This is a genomic window from Tessaracoccus flavus, from assembly GCF_001997295.1.
GTDB classification, from domain to species: Bacteria; Actinomycetota; Actinomycetes; order Propionibacteriales; family Propionibacteriaceae; genus Arachnia; species Arachnia flava.
In genome coordinates this window covers 195,454-215,581 of sequence record NZ_CP019605.1, presented here as the reverse complement: position 1 = coordinate 215,581, position 20,128 = coordinate 195,454, and the positions used below count along the sequence as shown (strand labels likewise).

At 67.1% G+C, this 20,128-nt stretch carries 20 protein-coding genes and 1 pseudogene; 13 read left to right on the top strand and 8 right to left on the bottom strand.

Features of this window, described 5'->3' with window-relative positions; translation table 11 throughout:
- Nucleotides 1–564: 564 nt before the first annotated feature.
- From RPIT_RS01025 to RPIT_RS01010, 4 genes are read left to right on the top strand one after another with little or no spacing between them, the layout of a single operon-like run.
- A complete protein-coding gene (locus RPIT_RS01025) occupies nt 565–1,494 on the top strand; it encodes an ABC transporter ATP-binding protein (RefSeq protein ID WP_077339712.1) in 930 nt (309 codons plus the stop codon).
- Nucleotides 1,491–2,333, top strand: coding sequence for an ABC transporter permease (locus tag RPIT_RS01020; RefSeq protein ID WP_077339710.1), 843 nt, complete (start codon nt 1,491–1,493; stop codon nt 2,331–2,333). The genes RPIT_RS01025 and RPIT_RS01020 overlap by 4 nt, the downstream gene beginning before the upstream one ends.
- Nucleotides 2,330–3,571, top strand: coding sequence for a sensor histidine kinase (locus RPIT_RS01015; protein ID WP_077339708.1), 1,242 nt, complete (start codon nt 2,330–2,332; stop codon nt 3,569–3,571). The genes RPIT_RS01020 and RPIT_RS01015 overlap by 4 nt, the downstream gene beginning before the upstream one ends.
- Entirely contained in the window at nt 3,568–4,257 is a 690-nt protein-coding gene (locus RPIT_RS01010; protein WP_077339706.1) for a response regulator transcription factor, read from the top strand. The genes RPIT_RS01015 and RPIT_RS01010 overlap by 4 nt, the downstream gene beginning before the upstream one ends.
- A 92-nt stretch (nt 4,258–4,349) precedes the next feature.
- Here the strand turns inward: RPIT_RS01010 and RPIT_RS01005 are convergent, their stop codons facing one another.
- The 4 genes and pseudogenes from RPIT_RS01005 to RPIT_RS00990 form a co-directional block, all read right to left on the bottom strand.
- Nucleotides 4,350–4,886: a hypothetical protein gene (locus RPIT_RS01005; RefSeq protein WP_077339704.1), complete on the bottom strand. Its 537-nt coding sequence runs from the start codon at nt 4,884–4,886 to the stop codon at nt 4,350–4,352.
- A gap of 147 nt (nt 4,887–5,033) precedes the next feature.
- The gene (locus RPIT_RS01000) at nt 5,034–5,387 is read right to left on the bottom strand and encodes an HNH endonuclease (protein ID WP_077339702.1); all 354 of its coding nucleotides are present in this window, start codon (nt 5,385–5,387) and stop codon (nt 5,034–5,036) included.
- Between the two features lie 34 nt (nt 5,388–5,421).
- Complete coding sequence (locus tag RPIT_RS00995) at nt 5,422–6,105, bottom strand: GntR family transcriptional regulator (RefSeq protein ID WP_077339700.1); 684 nt, start codon at nt 6,103–6,105, stop codon at nt 5,422–5,424.
- Between the two features lie 362 nt (nt 6,106–6,467).
- Nucleotides 6,468–6,775 (bottom strand): annotated as a pseudogene (locus tag RPIT_RS00990) (formylglycine-generating enzyme family protein); the annotation flags it as partial.
- A gap of 250 nt (nt 6,776–7,025) precedes the next feature.
- Here RPIT_RS00990 and RPIT_RS00985 point away from each other — a divergent pair.
- The 3 genes from RPIT_RS00985 (at nt 7,026) to RPIT_RS00975 (ending at nt 9,574) form a co-directional block, all read left to right on the top strand.
- Complete coding sequence (locus RPIT_RS00985) at nt 7,026–7,379, top strand: PadR family transcriptional regulator (RefSeq protein WP_077339698.1); 354 nt, start codon at nt 7,026–7,028, stop codon at nt 7,377–7,379.
- Nucleotide 7,380: 1 nt separating this feature from the next.
- A complete protein-coding gene (locus RPIT_RS00980) occupies nt 7,381–8,094 on the top strand; it encodes a hypothetical protein (RefSeq protein WP_077339685.1) in 714 nt (237 codons plus the stop codon).
- Nucleotides 8,095–8,176: 82 nt separating this feature from the next.
- On the top strand, nt 8,177–9,574 hold the full coding sequence (locus RPIT_RS00975) for an AAA family ATPase (RefSeq protein WP_077339683.1): 1,398 nt from the start codon (nt 8,177–8,179) through the stop codon (nt 9,572–9,574).
- Nucleotides 9,575–9,611: 37 nt separating this feature from the next.
- On the opposite strand, the gene RPIT_RS00970 is transcribed toward RPIT_RS00975, so the two are convergent.
- On the bottom strand, nt 9,612–10,481 hold the full coding sequence (locus RPIT_RS00970) for a hypothetical protein (protein WP_077339681.1): 870 nt from the start codon (nt 10,479–10,481) through the stop codon (nt 9,612–9,614).
- An 83-nt stretch (nt 10,482–10,564) separates the two neighbouring features.
- Between RPIT_RS00970 and RPIT_RS00965 the strand changes: the two genes are divergently transcribed.
- Nucleotides 10,565–11,818 carry a DUF6880 family protein gene (locus RPIT_RS00965; RefSeq protein WP_176789321.1) on the top strand — a complete coding sequence of 418 codons (1,254 nt, stop codon included), beginning with the start codon at nt 10,565–10,567 and terminating at the stop codon, nt 11,816–11,818.
- 55 nt (nt 11,819–11,873) lie between these two features.
- Here the strand turns inward: RPIT_RS00965 and RPIT_RS00960 are convergent, their stop codons facing one another.
- Nucleotides 11,874–12,527, bottom strand: a complete 654-nt coding sequence (locus RPIT_RS00960; RefSeq protein WP_077339679.1) for a cytidylate kinase-like family protein — start codon at nt 12,525–12,527, stop codon at nt 11,874–11,876.
- A 265-nt stretch (nt 12,528–12,792) separates the two neighbouring features.
- On the bottom strand, nt 12,793–13,422 hold the full coding sequence (locus RPIT_RS00955; RefSeq protein ID WP_143028237.1) for a hypothetical protein: 630 nt from the start codon (nt 13,420–13,422) through the stop codon (nt 12,793–12,795).
- 107 nt (nt 13,423–13,529) lie between these two features.
- Here RPIT_RS00955 and RPIT_RS00950 point away from each other — a divergent pair, with 107 nt between their 5' ends.
- Together RPIT_RS00950 and RPIT_RS00945 are read left to right on the top strand one after the other, a co-directional pair.
- Entirely contained in the window at nt 13,530–14,054 is a 525-nt protein-coding gene (locus RPIT_RS00950) for a mycothiol transferase (protein ID WP_077339677.1), read from the top strand.
- Between the two features lie 470 nt (nt 14,055–14,524).
- On the top strand, nt 14,525–14,932 hold the full coding sequence (locus RPIT_RS00945; RefSeq protein WP_077339675.1) for an ATP-binding protein: 408 nt from the start codon (nt 14,525–14,527) through the stop codon (nt 14,930–14,932).
- Nucleotides 14,933–15,024: 92 nt separating this feature from the next.
- On the opposite strand, the gene RPIT_RS00940 is transcribed toward RPIT_RS00945, so the two are convergent.
- Nucleotides 15,025–16,398, bottom strand: coding sequence for a hypothetical protein (locus RPIT_RS00940; protein ID WP_077339673.1), 1,374 nt, complete (start codon nt 16,396–16,398; stop codon nt 15,025–15,027).
- 276 nt (nt 16,399–16,674) lie between these two features.
- Here RPIT_RS00940 and RPIT_RS00935 point away from each other — a divergent pair, with 276 nt between their 5' ends.
- The 3 genes from RPIT_RS00935 (at nt 16,675) to RPIT_RS00925 (ending at nt 20,049) form a co-directional block, all read left to right on the top strand.
- Nucleotides 16,675–18,618: a GmrSD restriction endonuclease domain-containing protein gene (locus tag RPIT_RS00935; protein ID WP_077339671.1), complete on the top strand. Its 1,944-nt coding sequence runs from the start codon at nt 16,675–16,677 to the stop codon at nt 18,616–18,618.
- 142 nt (nt 18,619–18,760) lie between these two features.
- Nucleotides 18,761–19,081, top strand: coding sequence for an NERD domain-containing protein (locus tag RPIT_RS00930; RefSeq protein WP_077339669.1), 321 nt, complete (start codon nt 18,761–18,763; stop codon nt 19,079–19,081).
- The gene (locus RPIT_RS00925) at nt 19,081–20,049 is read left to right on the top strand and encodes a protein kinase (protein WP_077339667.1); all 969 of its coding nucleotides are present in this window, start codon (nt 19,081–19,083) and stop codon (nt 20,047–20,049) included. Before RPIT_RS00930 ends, RPIT_RS00925 begins: the two co-directional genes overlap by 1 nt.
- Nucleotides 20,050–20,128 lie beyond the last annotated feature (79 nt).

The window sequence follows — 20,128 nt, the reverse complement described above, 5'->3', positions numbered from 1 at the left end:
CGGGTCTCCCGAGACTGGGGCGCCAGCGTTGGCGCAAACTGATGAGAACCTGACGGTAAGCCCGCACCCGGCAAAAGTAAATAGGTCCGGTCAAAAAAATCTCCGAAAGTTAGTGTGACCCACTTTTGCTTTCGTCCGAATTCTGCTATCGCGTTATGTAACAGCGTTCGCGCCTGACCAAAGCCCCCTGCCAGAGCGGAATCCATCACTCCCGCCCGCCAGCTCAGACGGAAGCCGGGCCGGACGCTTCGCGGGAAATGTCTGGTCCTAAAAGGCTAAGCCCGCGCCTTTCTTGTCACCTTTGTACCGTCAATTTGATTCCCCCGCGACCTTGGCGCTCGCCGGCCATCCGGCCATCCAGGTTCGAGGGAGCACCCTTGCCCGGGTTCTGTCGCACGGCCCTCTCGCGGGTTCTGCACAAACGTGCAGGTGGCGGCGTGATCAGCGGAGAGGCCACTGCGATTGAGTACCCAGGTACTGGGCACAGCAGCGGATCTGGACCGTCGTCCGATGCCGGGGTCCGCGCCGTCGCCCTAGCGTGAGAGGCGATCGAAAGGTGACCGCATGATCCGGGTACAGAACCTGACAAAACGCTATGGGAAGAGGCTGGCCGTCGACGGCGTCAGCTTCACCGTGGAGCCCGGCCGGGTGACCGGGTTCCTCGGGCCCAACGGGGCCGGAAAGTCCACGACGATGCGCATGATCGTCGGCCTGGCCCGCCCGACGACGGGCTCGGCCACTCTGAACGGGCGCGAATATCGACACCTCCCTGGGCCTTTGCGCGACGTTGGCGCCCTCCTCGACGCACGCTCCGCGCATCGCGGCCGCACAGCCTATAAGCATCTGCTCTCACTCGCCGCGACGCACGGGATCGGGAAGGCACGCGTGCACGAGGTCATCGGTCTCGCCGGGCTCGAGTCCGTGGCACACAGACGAGTCGGCGGGTTCTCGTTGGGGATGGGACAGCGCCTCGGCATCGCCGCGGCGCTGCTCGGGGATCCTCGGATCGTCATTCTCGATGAGCCCGTCAACGGGCTTGACCCGGAGGGGATCATCTGGATTCGGTCCCTCCTCCGCGGGCTCGCAGAAGATGGCCGGACCGTGCTCCTGTCGTCGCATCTCATGAGCGAGATGACGCAGACGGCAGACCACTTGATCGTCATCGGCCGCGGCCGAATCCTGGCCGACGGCCCCCTTCACGATGTGGTCAGTCAAGCCACCGGCGACGCCGTGCGGGTCCGCACCCCCGACGTCCAGGCCCTGATCCAGGCAGTCGATCGTCGCGCCACGACCATCACGCTCACGCCGGACGGAGCCTTGGAGATCTCCGGGCTGAGTCCCGCGCAGGTGGCCGAAGCCGCCGGATCAGCCGGGGTCGTGCTGCACGAACTGACCCCGCTGCGCGGTTCCCTGGAAGCCGCATACCTTTCTCTGACCGCAGAGGCAGTCGAGTACCGTGCGAACACCGCCGAAGCGAATGGAACGAACGCATGACCACCCACGCCGCACCCCAGCGGGTCGATGCCGCACCCCGGCCACCTGCCTTCGGCAACGTGCTGCGCTCCGAGTGGATCAAGCTTGCGAGCGTGCCATCGACCATGCTGGCCTTCGCCGGCATCCTGGTCATCGGGCTTGGCGGAAGTCTCTTCCTGGCTTTGACCCTGGAGTCCTCCGGCGTTCCCTCCGTGCCGTCGGTGGAGCGCACGATGGGTGACGTGACAATGCCGATGGTGATTCTCGGCCAGATCATCGCGGGGATTTCCGGTGTCACGGCCTCGGGCTCCGAGTATTCGTCCGGCTCGATTCACACGACGCTCATGGCCGTGCCCGCCCGTCTGAGGGTTCTCTGGGCGAAGGCGATCGTTCAATTCGCAGCGGTGACGAGTGTCGCGCTGATCACCGTGGTCGGCGCCTGGCTCTGCACCTACCCCGCCTACGCCGAGTACGGACTCGAGGCTCCGGCGACGGCACCCGGTGTGCTCGTGGCGCTGCTCGGTTCCGCGGTCTACCTCGGGATGTGCGCAGTATTCGGCGTGGGCGTTGGGATGCTGGTCAGATCGACCAGCGTCGGGGTGATCGTGGTCTTCGCGGCCACCCTGCTCGGCCCGATCCTCGCTTCGGCGCTGCCGTTCAACCTCTTCTCCCGGGTGGCTCGCGTTCTTCTTCTGGGCAATGCCGGCGATGCCATGGCCCGCGTCGGCACGCCCGACGGGCCATTCCTCGACGTGTGGGGAGGGCATGTCAGCACGGGGGCGGGCTGGTTGCTCGCGTCGGGATGGGTGATCCTCGCACTGGCGCTGGGCGCCTATGCCCTGAGGAGCCGCGACGCATGAATCCCGGGCCACGCCCAGCCGCGGCGAGTGACAGGATCCACACCCACCCTCAGCGGATCACCGCAGCCCTGCTGGTCGGGTACCTCCTCCTCGCCGGCGGCTTCGCGTACCTCTCTCTGGAGTCCAGCCTCCGGACCCCGCCGGCGGGAATCCTGGTCCTCGGGACTGCCGCAATCGCCACCATTGTGATCCGGCACCGGCTCCCCACGCTCGCCTTCGCGGCCGCGTTGGCGCTCCTGCCGCTCACGTTCGCGCTGGGCACTGGGGCCGAGGCCGTCCTGATCGTCCCAGCCCTGTTCCGTGCCGGAGCTGAGCTGATCCCCCGCCGAGCCTGGGGCGCCTTCAGCGTCTCCGCCGCAGTGGGCATCGTGGCCGCAGTGGTGCTGGCGTTCCGGCTCCGGCTCGGGCCTCCCATCCTCGGTTTGGCCCCTCGCGCCGCCTACGACGAATGGCCCACCGACTGGATCAGCGCCGCGACCGTCTACCTCGTCGTCGCGCTGATCACGACTCTGATCGGCATCAACGTCGGCCACCGCCGACGACACATCTCGTCGCTGGTCGAGCGGGCGGAGCAGATGGAGCGGGAACGCGACCAGCAGGCAAGCATTGCGCGCGCCCTTGAGAGGGAACGGATCGCGCGCGAGATGCACGACGTGATAGCCCACAGCCTGGCCGTCATGATCGCGCTGGCCGACGGCGCAGATGCCGCCACATCGTCATCGAGGCCTGACGAGGCGCACCGGGCCATCAAACGGGTGGCCGAGACCGGCCGGCGCACACTCGGCGAAGTACGACTACTGCTCGGGGCAGTGCGCCGCAACCAGGACCCCGGCCAGCCCTCGGTGCCCACGACCCTCGGGATCGATGACCTTCCCGCCCTCGCCGACGGCTTCCGGACCGCTGGCCTACCGGTCCGCCTCGAGGTCAGCGGACACCTCACTGCGCACTCGTCGTTGGCCGGCCTGACGACCTATCGCATCGTGCAGGAGTCGCTCACCAACGTGCTGCGCCATGCTCGTGACGTTCGCGATGTCCACGTACAGGTCCAGCTCCGGGAGCGCGAGGCGGTCATCGTCGTGGAGGATACGTCCGCTCCCGTCAGCGATGAGATCGTTGACGGTCGCGGTCTCGTCGGCATTCGGGAGAGGGCCGCGTTCTACGATGGCGACGTGACGGCGGGGCCGCGTGCCGCAGGGGGCTGGCGCGTCGAGGTGCGGCTGCCGATGGAGGAACCATGACTCACCAACGCCAAGGGGGCACCGCCATCCGCGTCCTGTTGGCCGACGATCAGGAGCTCATCCGCTACGGGTTGCGGCTGGTGCTCGAGGCCGAGCCGGACATCGTCGTGGTCGGTGAGGCGGGGGACGGGGATGAGGCCCTGCGTGCAGCCAACCGCCTCTCCCCCGACGTCGTGCTGATGGATGTGCGGATGCCGGGCATGGGTGGGATCGAAGCGACTGCGCTCATCACAGCCACGCACCCGGCCACCCGGGTTCTCGTGCTGACCACCTACGACCGCGACGACTTCGCGTTCGGCGCGCTGGAGGCCGGGGCGGCTGGATTCCTGCTGAAGAACACGCCGCCCGCCGAGCTGGTGGCCGCTGTGCGTACCGTCGTGGCCGGCGACGCCGTGGTCTCGCCGCGGGTGACCGCCCGGCTGATCGAGGTGGCCGTGCCCCACCTCAGCGACGGCGACCGCCGGGTCGGCGAGCAGGAGCTCTCGGTGTTGAGCGATCGGGAGCGTGAAGTCTTCGTGCTGGTGGGACGGGGGCTGACGAACTCGGAGATCGCCCGGGCGCTCTACCTCAGCGAGTCCACCGTCAAGGCTCATTTCGGCAGGATCCTCGCGAAGCTCGGGGTGCCCAACCGCGTCCAGGCGGTCATCCGGGCCTATGAACTGGGGGTCGTGGGCCCGGGCGCGTGAGCTGGGCCCACGTCTGTGGAAAAGGTCAGGCCCGGGGCTGTTGCCCCGGGCCTGACCCTGATTGATCACAGCGCCCTCAAGGGCGCCTCAGCTCACTCGACCGGTCGGGCGCGCGCCGGCGCCGGGTCCGTGTGTGCGGCGTCGCCGACAGCCGCGCGTTCGGTGCCGTCGAGCACCGGGTCGCTCGACGTGGAGGCGGTGGCCACCGCTGCGGCGGGCACGTGGTCCTCGTCGGCCGGCGCGCCACCGGCAAGGGACGGATCGCGCTTGTCGAGGAACCACTTGAGCACGAACAGTGCGGCCACCATCGCGTAGGCGATGAGGAAGCTGGTCGGGGTTTCACCGCCCAGCACCGGGGCCCCAGCGTGGATGATCCCGAAGAACGCCAGCACCCCACCGACGCCGGCGCTGATGGCGGCGGCCACGGTGCGGTTGCGGATCGCGAAGATCGCGATGCAGCCCCAGATCAGCGAGGTCAGCGGAGCACCGTTGCCGAGGGCGTACAGGCCGTTGTAGTTCGTGCCCGTCGCCTCGAGGGCGTCGAAGCCAACCTCACCGGCGTTGGTGCCCAGCGCACGCATGACGTTGCCCGCCAGGGTGAGGCCCCAGTTCGCGATCCACGGGAACATCGCGATGAAGAGTTGAGCAAATGAGATGGGTCAACGTCGCGACACGCCGCGGTAACAGCGTTACCTTTGCGCGACCCATCTCACTTGCTCAAGTTCCTGCCTGCTGACTGCAGCCCTGCTCACTCCCGCCGCCCTGGGACCGATCAGTCACTCTGAGAGGCGAGAAACCAGTTCGGCCCTGATCTGGAGGTGCCGGATGAGGAAGTTCTGCTCATCCAAACGCTTGCGGCGCATCCATCCGGTGACCTCGCTGTTGCATTTGCTCGCGTTGCAGCTGCGGCACGCGGGGACGACGTTCTCGAGCGTGTAGCGGCCGCCGCGGGATACGGGCAGCACGCAATCTTTTTGAACCGGTACGCCTGCGGCACCGCAGTAGGCGCACCCGCCCCACAGGCCCTGAAGGTCAGCCCACTGCTCACCGCTGAGATCCTGGATCCTGCCGCGGATGCGTCGCTGACGGCGCTTCGCGGCCCGCTGCTTCATCGTCCGTGCTGCCACCATGCCTGCAGGCTACTCCCGCGGAGCCGCCGAATGCCTAGCCAGACGCGCTGAGTTCGCGATCCTCGAAGAGGACCGCAAGGGCGATCTGCTTGCTCGTACGCACATGGCTCGTGGCCACCTCGCGGGCCCGCTCGACGTCGCCGGACGCGATGGCCTCGAGGATGTCGCGGTGCTCCCGGCAGACGAGCGTCACGTCGTCGTTCTGTCGCAGGATCCAGTTCAGCCGGTTCTTCAGCGGACGCAGGACCTGGGCGAGGGTGTCGTTGTGCGACGCGTCGACGAGGATCTCGTGGAAGCGGGCGTTGGCGTCATTGACGCCTTCGGCGTTCCCGACGCGCGCCGCCTCTTCGGCCGCCTCCACGCTGGCCCTCATCGTCGCAACTTCGTCCCGTGTGGCGCGCTGGGCTGCCAGCACGCACTCCTGCACTTCGAGCGCCTCGCGCACCTCGAAGATCTCGTCCAGCAGGTCGGGCCGCAGCTCGGTGACGATGGCTCCGCGCCGTGGGACCAGCGTGACAAAGCCCTCGGATGCCAAGGCGCGAATCGCCTCGCGGATGGGGATGCGCGAGATCCCGGTCTCGTCGGAAAGTTCGCGCTCCTTGAGGCGATGCCCGGGCGCGTACTCCCCCGTCGCGATGCGGGTGCGGATGTAGTCGAGCGCCACGTCGACCAACGACGGCACGCTGTCCACCAGCTGCCGCGGCCCGCTCGCGCTCATCCCCGCTCCTCGTCGACGTCTGAGGGAAGACTAGCCCTAACGCAGGCCATGCCCCCAGCTTTCTCGTTGCCAGGTCCGGTGCTGATGGCCCTACCACTGCTCGAGTGGAGGATTTGGTGGCGACTACGCCACCAAATCCTCCACTCGACCGTCGCGACGGTGAAACCATGGCCCGACGGTCGAGGGATACCGACACGCAACAGGGTAGAGGTCCGCACGACGCCACCTCTGAGCGTGACTCCAAGCTGAGAGACTGCATCGAGCGGACTTCTACACGGCTCGACCTCCGCAGTCGTGATGGGCTCTGCCTCACGGCATCGGACCGTCCAGAGGTGAGCGCGATTATCGTCTTCGATTGGCCTTCAATCGGTCGTGCCCACGATTCCTACTCCGCGAGCCACCGTCCTGAATCCTCCGTTGCCCATCGACGAGTCTGGCGTGTTCTGCGACCGCGCTGAGTTCCGGTAGCGGTTGCGTAGCTGTCGTGGCAGAGGTAGCTGCCACCGCGCATGACGCGCTGGTCGCCGTGCGACGGCCCCCCAGGGTCGTGACGTCGGTCGTGCGCGTAGGTCCGGGGATGGAACCAGTCGCTGCACCACTCCCAGACGTTGCCGATCATCTGATAGAGCCCGTAGCCGTTCGGCTCGAAGTGCCGCGCCGGCGCGGTGGTGTTCCTGCTCGCGGGCATGGCTCCCCGCAAGGCAGAGATGCGCGAGGCCGCGATCGCCATGGGCAAGACGCTCGCCAAGGAGGGAGTCGAGGTGCGGATGCCCGCCAGCTCACCCCCGAGGGGCTGGCCGGAGCTGACGCGCTCATCATCGCGACGGGCGCGCGTTCTGCGTGCGCGAGCGGGGGCACCGCCTACTCACGCGCCAACGCAGTAGATTGACAGCCTTACTAGTCTGACATACGATCTAGATATGGATACTGACATCGCCTGGCCCAGCGAGTGGCTGCGCGGCGTGCTGGGGGTTTGCGTTCTTCGCATCCTGTCGGACGGACCCACGTACGGCTACGAGATCGCCACGCGCCTCGCCGCCGCCGGGCTCGGGACCGTCAAGGGCGGCACGCTCTACCCCCTCCTCGGGCGCTTCGAGGAAACCGGGTGGGTCGAGGTCGAGTGGCGCCCCGGCGACGGTGGCCCCGGACGCAAGTACTACGCCCTCACCGACGCCGGCCGGAGCGAAGCCGCCGCCGTTGCCGCCCGCTGGGCCCAGTTCACCGACACCACCCGGCTACTCACCGATCCCCTTATCAGCTCCAGGAAGGCCTGACATGACCGACATCTCAACCCCCCACATCAGCAAGAACTGGCGCGACGACTTCATCGTCGCCATGCGGACCCAGGACGCCTCGGGCGAGCAGATCGGCGACGCCCTCGCCACGATCGACGCCCACTGCGCCGAATCCGGCGAGTCCGCCGAGGAGGCCTTCGGTGACCCGACGGCCTACGCCACGACCCTCGTGCCCGAGCCCGCTTCCGGTTCGGGGCTCGGGGCGTCGTTCCTCGTCGGCGTGCTCATGGGTCTGCTTGGGCTCCTCATCGTGCCCCGCGCCGTCGACGACTGGGTGATTGGGACGCCGTTCGCTGTCACGATCGGCGACGCCGTGGCCCTCGCCGTCGTCCTCGGCCTGACCAGCGTCGTCATGGCACTCCCCCGTCGGGTGCTGCCCTGGCTCGCGAAGGTGAAGTACTCCGTGGCGGGCCTGTTGGGCGTGGCGCTGATGGCGGTGCTCGTACTCGCGATGCTGTTTCTCACCGACGTCGTGGCCGAGTTCAGCTGGCTGGTCGCGTTGGTGATCGGCGTCGGCCTGCTCGTGGCCAGCGTCACCTCCACCTGGCGCGACCTCTCAACCCCCGACCCCGTGGCCGACCCCCGCTCCGCCGACGCACCGCCCCGTCGCACCCAGTGGCTCACGGCGCTGACGTTCCCCATCCTGACGATGCTGATCCTGGGGATCGACGCCCTCTTCCGGCTCGCCAGCTGACGTTGGTCATGGGAAACGACGTGCCGGACGCGAGCAGGGCTCACCCCACGTGGATGGCACAGGGCACCACTACGATCGCACCATGACAGACGACGATCTGCGTTCCTTTCTCTCCGCCTTCGCCAAGCTCAGCGATCTCGCCAACCGGATCGACGCCGGCAGCGGCAACCAACAGCGCTTCACTGACGCCGTCTCCGACCGACTCGGCACCGATGCCACCAGGCTCTCCGTGCTGTCCGAGGACATCCCACCTCACCGTTACGTTGATTGGGACGTCGCTCTCGGTCAACTCATGGCGCAGGATCCCGAGGCTGTGCTGCTCGGGTTGGGCGGAGGGCAGGAGCGCTACCACCGGGTGCTGGGCGACATCCTGGCGGACCGGTGGGCCAATTTCCCCGTCGGTCAGGTCGATTACGTCAACCTTCCTTCCGGGCCCGAGACCACCCACCAGGCCATCGGCCTTGGCGCTCGCAGCTTCACGCACCGCGGCACCCCAGTACTGGTCTTCCAACGCCGGGGCGGCTCCGACGGCGACGGTGCGCCCGCCGTCGATGTGATGTCGACGGACTCGAGCGTCGCCGTGGCGTTGCTCGACGAGCTGCGCCGCCTGTCTGATGAGCACAGCGTTCTGAGGGGCCAAGTGGTCACCCTTGGCCTCAGCGACGACCACCGCCCCGTCTACCAGTTCCTGCCGCGTACACGAGTGCCCGCTTCCGACGTCATTCTGCCGCCGGGCACACTGGCGCGAATCGGCGGGCATGTGCAGGGCATCGCGCGTCATGCCGACAGGCTGCGCGCCCACGGGCAGCATCTCAAGCGAGGACTCCTCCTCTACGGTCCGCCCGGCACCGGGAAGACGCATACTGTGCGACACCTGTTGGGCGAGCTCGAAGGCCATACCGTCGTCCTACTCCGGGGCCAGGCGCTCATGATGATCTCCCAAGCGGCAGCCCTGGCACGCGCCATGCAACCGTCGGTAGTCGTGCTCGAGGACTGTGACCTCGTAGCCGAGGACCGATCGTTCGACGGTTCTACAGCAGTGTTGTTCGAGGTGCTCGACGCCGTGGACGGCATCGACGGGGATGTGGACGTCACGTTCGTGCTCACCACCAACCGGATCGATGTGTTGGAGGAGGCGCTGGTGCAGCGGCCAGGGCGCGTGGACCTCGCCGTCGAGATACCTCTCCCCGATGAGGAGGGCCGACGCGGGCTGCTCAAGCTTTACAGCAGCGGGATCGGATTCTCCGAAGACGCCTTGTCGGAGGCCGCCGCCCTGTCGGAAGGAATGACCGGTTCGTTCGCGAAGGAGCTCACCCGTCGGGCGGTCCTGCGTGCGATCATCGACGACCGTGAGCCGTCGGACGAGGACCTGCTGGTTTCACTTGAGGAGCAGCTGCGCGATACAGAGTCCCTGCGTCTCCACCTCGCCCACGACAGCGTCGAGATAGAAGAGGACCTGGACTTCTTCGACGAGGGCTAGTGGCGGTGGACGTCCGGATCGCCAGGCTGGATCGGCCTCAGCGCAGGAACTCCGCCGGCACGTCGAAGTACCGGGCGTCGCGGGCGAAGGCACGGAAAAAGCAGAAGATGTAGCCCATCCGCTCGTCGTAGCACTCCCAGGTGGTGGCGCGGCTTTCGATGACCTCCCCGTCAGGCGCGTGGTCGAAGCGCTCGGCCAGCTCGCAGAGGTCATCCCTGGTCAGGTGCGCCAGGACGCTCGGATACTTGAGCCCGCCGAGATAGCTCGGCAGCGGGACGTCGCGGCACACGTCTAGCGGCCCGTCGGGCGTGATGACCTCGACGAAGCGGGTGGTGATGCGGCCGAACAGTCCGCCCAGCGGCATCGCGTCGTCGATGAGGTCGTCGGCGATGTGCTGCTCGTGCGCCGCGACCTTCACATTACCCAGCAGCATGAGCTCCGCGAGGGCCTGATCGGCCTCCTCGTCGGCGGGTGCATCCCCCGTGAGCTCCCTCAGCTCGACGGCGGTCTGGTAGGCCACGAGGGCGTCGGCCAACTCGGGGGTCGTCTCGAAAATCGCGTCCCCCAGCGCGACCTCGAGCGCAGTCCTGCTCGGCCCGCCAGCGCGCGCCACCTCGTCGAGCCAGCGGACGAACCGGGGCGCGACGTCGGCGATGATCGTGCGGTTCCCCTCGGCCACGGCTCTTGATGTGCCCCAGTCGATCGGGAGGCCTTCGCCCCGGATCGCTCGGCCTGCGGTACCGCTCGCCCACGCGCCGAACGCGAGCCAGTTGACGTCCCGCCGCCCGACGACGTCGGCCACGGCAAGCGCGAGGTCGCGGTAGCAGGTGGTGATGGCCACGTTCCGAACCACGGGGTCGGTCATCGCGACGATGTCGCCGACCATCTGCTGCGTGGGGTGGGGCATAGGTCATCGTAACCAGCATCGTCGCGGCCACGGGCAACTGGCCTTCGACGATCAAGACGACGTGCCCCTCTAGGCTGGGTTGCATGGATCGAACCCCCCGGCTCTCCCCCGACGACGACCTGGGCCAGCACGTCCTGCAGCTCATCCGCACGCGAAGGGAGCTCTATCGCCGGCGCGACGCCAACAGCCATGGCCGGCAGATGCACGACGCGGTTTCCCTTCTCGAGGCCCATCAGCCCGACACCGACCCAGCCGAGTTCTTCTCCATCGTCCAGAAGGCGCTGATGAGCTCACTCCGGGTTCTCCTGCGCGCCGACGATTCCAGCGGCATCATCGGCGACGCCGCCCGCCGGCTCCTCAAGCTCCACCCGCGCGCCGCAGCTGCCGCCAACGTGAAACCAGCCAAGCTCGTGGATTGGATGATGAAGTTCCAGTTCGAGGAAGAGGTGAGTTTCTTCGAGCTGGACGTCGTCGAGTATGCGTCGGCCCTCGGCGAGAGCGGCATCGCGCTCTACCGGCGACGGCTGCAGGAGGTCGCAGAACCCCTCGGCCCCGAGCCTGCTCCTCGCGAGGTCTGGAGCAGCCCTCATTCCCGCGCGTGGTGGACCCTCCACCACAATGCCCGACGGCTAGCGGTGCTCGACCGCGACGTCGACGAGATCATCCGCACCCACGCCCGGGACCACTCAGTTGCGAAGTGGCTGGAGGACACATCGCAGGCACTCGAAGAGATCGGGGAGATAGACCTGGCCATCGAGTGGGCCAGACGCGCAACCGACCACGACCTCGGCTTCCAATCGAGCGGAGCTGCCCGCCGCTGGATCAGTCTCGTCGCCGCCCACCGCCCTGAAGAGCTGGTGGACGCCGCCCACCATGTGTTCTCCCGATGGCCAACAAGCGGTAGCGCCCTCAGCCTCCGCGACGCGGCCGGGGACCGTTGGCCGGAGTTCCGCGCGGCTGTGCAGTCCCGCTTGCGAGAGCGGCCGGACGAGGCGGTCTTGTTCGCGATCGCAGACGAGAGCCCGGAGCGCGCCTTGAAGCTTGCGTTTGAGTTGGGGATCACCAGCGAAATGACGTGGGATGAGTTGGCGCGTGCCCTCGGCAGCGTCAACCCGGGCGAGGCCATCCTCATCCACTTCATGCTGGCAGAGGGGGAGCTCCGCGAGGCGTCGGCCGGGAATTACCGCGAGGTCGCCCGCAGACTGAGATTCGTACGTGCACTCGCAGCAGGCGCCGGCAAGGAGCGCGAGGTGGACGAATTCATCGCGTCCCTGCGGGAGGCACACCGTCGACGGCCGCGGCTACAACAGGAGTTCACGCGCGCCGGACTGCCCTGATCCCCCGACCGTCGGCACGGAAGCATCAACCGCCGGGCGAGTCCCGAGCAGGCCGCTACCGGTAAAGCGTCGTGTCCGTGTTGAAGCGCTCCTCGATCGTGTGCAGCAGCATCTCGTCGACCTCGAGCCCACCGATACGCGGGCCGTCGCTCTTCTCGAACCAGCCCCGCGCCGCGTCGATGATCCGCTGAACGGCTTCGTCCTCCGACACCTCTGAGGTGTCGACGACGAGGTCGTAGCTGTCTTCGGCGGCCCAGTCCTCCCCGTAGTAACGGCGGACGAAGCGCTTCTTCGTGTCGACGTCGCGCTCGACCATTTCCCGGGCGACGCCCGTGGAGACCTTGTTGTCCTCCATCACGCGCTGCACGCGCAACTCCTCTGGGGCGGTCACCAGCACGTTGAAGACGTCCGAATAGCCCTTGAGGGCGGCGAACCCACCGCGTCCGAGGATGACGACGTCGTACTTAGCCGCCAGCGTCTTGACCGTCTTGTTCATCCACTGGATGGTCATGGCGGTGTTCTCGTTGAACAGGTCGAGGAGCGTCGGCGGCTTGTCGTAGAGCTCATCCATTTCGATCAGCCCGTACTCGCTGATCACGGCGTCGATGAAGAACCGGTCAGCGAACTTCCAGCCCAATTCCCGGGCCACGCGCTCCGCGATTCGGCCACCGTACGATCCAAGCTTGCGGGAGACAGTGATTGCACTCATGACGATCCTTCCTCGACATCGGCGTGTACTTCACGTCAGGATCACCACCACTCTACCCTCGCGGAAAGTTTCGGGAGCTGGGCCAAGGACGGAAACGCCAACCGACGACGTCGGACGCCAATCTGAATCCCGTGACGCCCGCGAGCCTCAGCGACGCCCGCGAGATCTCGCGGGCGTCGCTGGGTCTGGTCGGCGTTTCCGCCTCCCCGTTGGCGTTTCCGTCAAACCGTTGGCGGATGCAGCAAACCGTTGGCGTCCGCGCCTCTCAGCGATCCTGGCCAAAGTCGAAGGTCAGGGTGACGTCGGGGTCGACGCTCTCGATGATGCTCGTGTAGAACACCTCCGCCTGATCCCTCAGGATGTCCTCGTTGGAGTCGATGTACTCCTGCTGCGCCTCGGAGTCGAGGATGTTGTTGATCATGTCGACGGTGTCGGCCTCCGGCGTGATCCAGCTCAGCACCCCGTTGTCCTCAGCCGCCAGCCGGAAGTTGGGGTTGTCGTGCCCGATGAAGACGAATTCGGGGATCGTGATCCGGAAGGAGTCCTCGCCCGTCGGCTCAATCGTCACGTCCTTACCCTCAAGGCCGAGCTTCGCGTTGAACTCGTACTGCAGGAACGTCGCACGGCCACTGCCGGGGACGTCGAAGCCGAACACCGACGACTTCTCGTTCCGCTCGGCGATCCCCTGGATGCCGAGGCTGAGCAGCACGACCTGCTCCTCGCGGGAGAGCGACGCGACCGTCCGGCTGTCACGGTCGACGACGTCCTTGAGGAACGGCAGCGTGGGGGCGGCCTGGTAGGCGAAGAACGCGGCGGCGGCCAGTGCCAAGACCAGCAGCACCACCAGCCCCTTGTTGGTGCCCGACGATGACGACGTTGTGGTTGTCTCTGCCATGAATCCCCCGATTCGCTGCCGCTGCGACGGTGCAAACGGCCATTTTGTAGGCGACACCTTACCGACAACGAGACATCGACATCGTCTCGAAGGTTCAGACTGGTTGCATGGACGCACTCGACATTCTCCGCGACACAGCCTCCCGTCCCCTCGAATCCCTACGGGCGATCGCTGACCGCATCACGCCGGCGAACCTCAACCTCCATCCGGCGGGGCACGACAACTCCATCGCCTGGCTGCTCTGGCACACCGGGCGCGAGATCGACGTCCAGCTGGCACACCTGACCGGCGGCGACGAGCTGTGGCACGCGCAGGGGTTCCGGGATCGCAGCGGCCTCGGCAGAGCGGGCGACGCGATCGGCTACGGCCACTCCCCCGACGAGGCCCGCGCGATCGCCGTCGACGACGCCTCCGTGCTGGTGGACTACGTCGCGGGCTGCGTCGACGCCCTGCTCGCCTACCTCGACACGCTCAGTGAGGCCGACCTCGACGACGTCGTGGACGACAACTGGGACCCGCCCGTCACGCGTGGCGTGCGCCTGGTCAGCATCATTGACGACGCCGCGCAGCACATCGCCCAGGCCGCGTACGTCACCGGAATGCCAACCGACACCTCACCACCGTCCCCCTGAGCAGCGCCGATGAGTGGGGGTTCTCCTTACCACTTTGAAAGGGTCAGTTTGGTGACACGCGCGACCACAGTGGTCGTGCAAGTCGCTGAATGGCACCTTTGGGGACGTGGCACCTTCCCTCCCCCACGGTGCCGAACGGCGGCGAGCTGTAGCGCCGATGAGGGACGAATCGGTGCCGCACCCGTCCCCCTGAGTAGCGCCGATGAGGGACGAATCGGCGAGTATCGAAGGGCTCGCAACGACCTCCGCAGACTGGCCTCTAGCTCAGCCGGAGAGCTGAAACTTACTGCATAAATGTTGCAGTAGATCATGACCTCAGCCGCCCTTGACGCCGCTTTGGCGCCCATCCACCCCGATCGAACGCGCGCTCGCTCAGGCATCGGAGGGCCAGTGGTTCGAACGCAAGTCCGAGGCCACCTCCCGCATCCCCCGTGATGTCTGGCTGGAGGGGCTAGTCAACCCCTTGAGGTGTGCCGCTCTACGCACGCAATCCTCGGATCGCGAGGGTGTGCGCCGATCTAGGGATCACCCGCGAGCTCGGCGAGGGGATCCGGCGACTCTTCAGCGAGATGCGGGAGCGCGGTCTGGCCGACCCCATCTACGAGCAGACGTCCTCGTCCGTGAAGCTCACCCTGATCGCCGTCGATGCGCTCCCTGCGGAGGTCACCGCCCGCCTCACGTCCAGCGCCAGAGCGATCTTGACCGTGCTCCGGCTCCACCAACGTCCCAAGGGCACCGGTGAACTGGCCGACTTGTCTGGCGTCACCCGCATGACGGCCACGCGGGCGCTGGCCGCGTTGGAGGAGGAGGGCATCGTCACCTGGCGCGGCAACTCCAAGCGCGACCCACGAGCCACCTGGGTACTGGGGCAGCTGTAACACCTACTGCAACATCGATGTTGCAGGAGGTGTTACAGCTGGTCGCCTCCGGCGGTTGATCGCGAAGCCGAGAGTGGTCGGGTCGACTCAGGTCACGCGTTTGCGTCCGAGTCGTTCCCCGAATCATCGACGGGTTCGGCGTCGGAGCCCTTCCGCTTGAACAATCCGCTCAGCGCTCCGCCGGCGGAACCGGCGGCCCCCTTGACCGCGGATCCGGCCCGCTGGATCCCCGCGGCAGCGAGCGGCTGGTCGGGAACGCCGTCGCCGTCGATGTCCAACGGACGAAACACCCCGGTGGCACGGTCGATGCCCTCGACGCCCACCCGCTTCACCGTAGCGGCTCCCTCGGCACCCGACGTCCGGACCCTCTCCAGGACCTCGCCAGCCGCACTTCGCCACGGCTTCGCGTCGACGTCGTCGTGCGCGGACTCGATGCCGAGCGCGTCCCGGAACGTGACGACGCCGCTGGCCACCTCCCGGCTCGCTCTGACCGCCGCCGGCGAGTCGAAGGGGTTGAACAGCACCTTCGAGTTGGCCTTGCCGATGGTCGTACTCATCTGGGCAAGGATCCGGGCGGTGCTGCGGGCGATGAGGTCGCGTCGGTTCTGCCTCGCGATGGCCAGACCCAGCCGATGACTGTCGAGATCCTCCGGCGATGAGTCCAGCACCCGGTCCAGCTCCAGCACCGACACTCCATCCAGGAGTTGGAACGTCCGCGCCAGCACCGTCAGCCACTCGCGAACCCGCGGCTCGGCCTCCCTGGTGCGTTTGGCGAGATCGCCGAGGTCGTCGGCCTTCTCGAGCTTCTCGGCGATGGCGTCGAGCTGGCGCAAGGCGTAGCCCTGGGTCCGGGCGATCGTCATGGATGTGGCCTGCACCTTGGACCATGTCACCTCCGACACCCGACCCACCTGCTCGCGGACTGTCAACGCCTCCTCGACGATGAGATCCACCCCGATCATCTCCGACAGCACCGCGTCCTTCTGGGCGCGGAGAATGTCGTCGACCTTCTCGTTGATCTCCTCGAGGTACTCGACGATGCGGTCCATCTGCTGCTGCATGGCCTGCTGCTGCATCATCGTCGAGAGGGCGGCTAGGGCCAGCGGGCCGGTGAGGAACGTGCCCGGCCCCTTGACGATCTGGAGCCATTGCTGGATGTCACCGCGCTTGCCGATCATGGCATGGCTGACGCCGGGGGTGCAGGTGTCCATGAGTCCGTATTGCTTGACCGCCTCGGCCGATTCGGCCGTGAGCTTCACCCAGCGGCCGGAGTTGGCCGCGAAGTCCGAGCCAATCCGGGCCGCCGCATCTCCTGCCCCGATGATCGGACCCAGACGGCGGACGTCGAGCGCAGTCGACTGCGCCGGGTTGAGACCCTGGTCGAGGAGGAAGCGCTCGACGTCGTCGGCGCTCCCAATCACCGCCAGACCCTCACCGTCGCTGATCAGCTCGATCCCGTCCCCCACGGTCACTCCTTTGGCCCCTGTGGCCCAGTAACGGGCGCCTGCCCTGACGCTACCGTTTGCCGCCGACAACGCGGCTCACTCCTGCCAGACGCGTCCGACTGCCCGGGCGGCGCACAGGCTCGATGAGCAAATCGGAATGAAACTGTGGTCCCGAGACCGAGCCTCGAAACGACGCGTTATCGGCTTGGGCATCCTGGGATCGCTCCGCCCCCGACCAGCAAGAGAGACATCGACCCGGGCTAGGGTGAGGTCAAGTCGACGAGCACGGGGGACGCTGTGAGGGTTAGCACCATTCTGGATCACATCGACGACGGCGCGATCGCGCTGCCGGAGTTCCAGCGCGGGTACGTCTGGAACCGCGATCAGGTCCGCGGGCTCTTCACCTCGCTGTACCGCGGGTACCCGGTGGGTAGCTTCATGACGTGGTCGACCGCGGCCGAGACTGCAGCAGCGCGGGGCGAACCGACCGAGCGCGACGGCACCATCAAACTTCTACTCGACGGACAGCAGCGCGCGACAACGCTGTACGGCGTCATCCGCGGACGTGCGCCGAGATTTTTCGAAGGCAACGATTCGACATTCCTTGGTCTGTACTTCAACGTCGTGGAGGAGACGTTCGAGTTCTACGCGCGGCAGAAGATGCAGAACTCCGCGGAGTGGGTTTCGGTGCCCGACCTCTTTGCCAATCCCGGGAAGTACTACCAGCAGGTGTTGACCCTCGATACTCCCGAGGCCCGCAACGGACAGTACGTGACCCGCCTCGCGCAGGTCACGGGCATCGGTGACCGCGACATGCACGTCGAGGAGGTGACTGGGGCGGACAAGACCATCGACGTCGTCGTCGACATCTTCAACCGGGTGAACTCGGGCGGGACCAAGCTCTCCAAGGGCGACCTCGCGCTGGCGAAGATCTGCGCCATTTGGCCTGAGGCCAGACACCAGATGAATGAACATCTGAGGTATTGGAGGGAGCGGGGCTACGACTTCAGCCTGGATTGGCTCCTCCGTGTCGTCAATGGAATCGTGACGGGAAAGGCACGGTTCACCGCGCTTGCCGACCGACCCATACGCCAAGTCCAGACGGGGCTTGGCCTGGCGTTCACCTACGTCAACCAGTGGCTGAACGTCATTGCCGGACACTTGGGGCTTGACCACGCACGCGTGCTCTTCCCCTTCCCTCTCGTCGTGCTCGCGCGGCACATGCACAACACCGGCGGGCGCCTCCCGGATGCCTTCGAACAAGCGCGCCTCCTCTACTGGTACATACACACCGGGATGTGGGGCCGTTACGCGGCATCGACGGAGACTTATCTCGCGCAGGATCTAGAGGCCGTTGATGAGGCAGGCGTCGACGGCTTGATCCGCCTCCTGGAGTTGTCGCGCGGCGACCTGGCGGTACGCCCTGAGGACTTCACAGGCACCAGCATGGGTGCTCGTTTCTACCCGACGCTCTACATGCTGACGCGTGTCATGAAGGCCCGCGACTTGGGCACCGGCGTCCCGATTTCGAACGCGCTGCTTGGGCGGCTCAACGGCCTCCAGGTCCATCACATTTTCCCGAAAGCCAAGCTCTACGCAGCTGGCTACCAGCGCGGCCAGGTGAACGCCATCGCGAACTTCTGCCTGATCACCCAAGACACCAACCTGCAGGTGAGCGATGCCGATCCTGCGGTCTACATGCCTGAAATCGAGTCACGGGTTCCCGGCGCCCTGGCCAGCCAGTGGGTGCCGATGGATGATCGCCTGTGGCAGATTGACAACTATCCCGCCTTCCTTGCGGCCCGCCGCGAGCTCCTGTCGACAGCGGCGAACACGCTTCTCAAGAGATTGCGCTCAGGGCAGCTCGACCCCGCCATGACCGGCCCCGTACCGGTGGACGCCCCTTACCCGGTGTTCGTCAGCGACGACGACGCCGCAGATGCCCGCAGCGAGGAGGTCGACGCCCTGGTCGAATGGCTGACCGCGCAGGGCTACGCGGAGCCGGAACGCGACATCGAGATCGTGCACCCCGACACTGGGAGGGTGCTGTCCGTCGCAGAGGCTGCATGGCCACACGGCCTGCAAGAAGGGTTGGGCGAGAAGGTGGTGCTGGAGTTGGACGAAGACGACTTCGACGAGGACACCCTCGCCGCGCTGGGCTACCGCGTGTTCACCTCAATCGGGGCCCTACGCGAGTTCGTTGAGCGCTCCAGCAGCGGGGGCCTATCAACCATGCCGTGAGGCCGTGCCTCCGCCGCTTGGCTCTCGACGCCGCCGGTCGACTCAGCTGCAGCCCTGCATCCCGGCCGGCTCGCCCCTGGCACAACGCTCCGGTCCCAAGGATCGCTAAGCTGTCCCGAGGCATCGAGGCAAGGAGGGCTGCGTGGTCGACGACCGGTGGATCGAAGTCACCCCCTCCCAGTTCGCGCACGAAGCCGACGGCCTCCGCATCGTCCGCGACCTTCTCCCCAAACGCGCCCCGTTCCGTGCCTGGACCAACTTTGAGTTCCGCGACGACCGCGGCAACTGGTCCGAGGTCGACCTCCTCATCCTCGCCCCCGACGGCCTCCACCTGGTCGAGCTGAAGTACTACTCCGGACGCCTCCGCGGCAACGACCAGACCTGGCTCCGCGACGGCCGCGCTGCGGAGGACTCCCCCTCCGCCTCGCCAACCGCAAGGCCAAGCGCCTGCGCTCCAAGCTGATGAGCGCCTACGACGACTGGCGCCGCGGCCGACGCTTCGACTCCCCGCCGCCCCCCGCCCGCGACGTCATCCCCTACATCCAGGAGTCCGTCTTCCTCCACCACCCGGACCTGGTCGTCGAACTCCCCGAACCCGACCGCCGCGACCTCTACGGCCTCCCCGGCAACGAGGCCACCTCCGGCCTCACCCCCATCACCGAGCTGTTCAACGGCACCCCCCACCCGGGCAGCGAGGTCCGCGAGAACGCCGTCGTCGGAATGATGAAGCTCATCGGGCTGCGCTCCCACCAGCGCGAGGCAGGCAGCTTCGTCCTCGACCCCCAGCCCGTCGACGACGGCCCGGGCTGGCAGGACTGGCTCGGCACCCACAAGCTCCTCAAGACCCGCCGCCGCATCCGCTTCCGCACCGTCCCGGAGGGCTCCCCCGACGAGGCCCGCCGACGCGTCCGCCGCATCGCCGAGCACGAGATGCGCGTCATGCAGCACCTCAGCCACGACGCCGTCCTCCGCCCCGAGGATCTGGTCGACTCCGACCTCGGCCCCGGCCTCGTCTACCCCTACGACCCCGCCTGGCAGCGCCTCGACCTCTGGCTCGCCGGCCGACCCACCCTCGGTTTCGACGACCAGCTCGCGCTCGTCCGTCAGGTCGCCGAGGCCCTCGCCTACGCCCACGGCAAGAATGTCGTCCACCGCGGCCTCAACCCGCGCGCCGTCCTGGTCAACACCGACCGCGACGGCCGTCTCCAGGTGAAGGTAGGCGACTGGCAGGGCGTCGGCCGCACCGACGAGGCCACCCACACCGAGGCCACCCGCGGAGTCACCCAGCTGGCCGACGTCCTCGCCGGCGAGATCCCGCTGGCCGACCGCTGGGCGCGGACATTCTGTTATCAAACCGTGATCTCTCCGGCCCTGGGGAGTGATGGGGCTTCTGCTTGGGTGGCCGCAGACCGTGTCGTCCGCAGTCTCTGACCTGGCGTCACCGGCGTTGGCCCGAGTCGCTCAGGGCCCCATCATGGATGGACAAGCCGGGGCCGGCGAGGCTTCCATC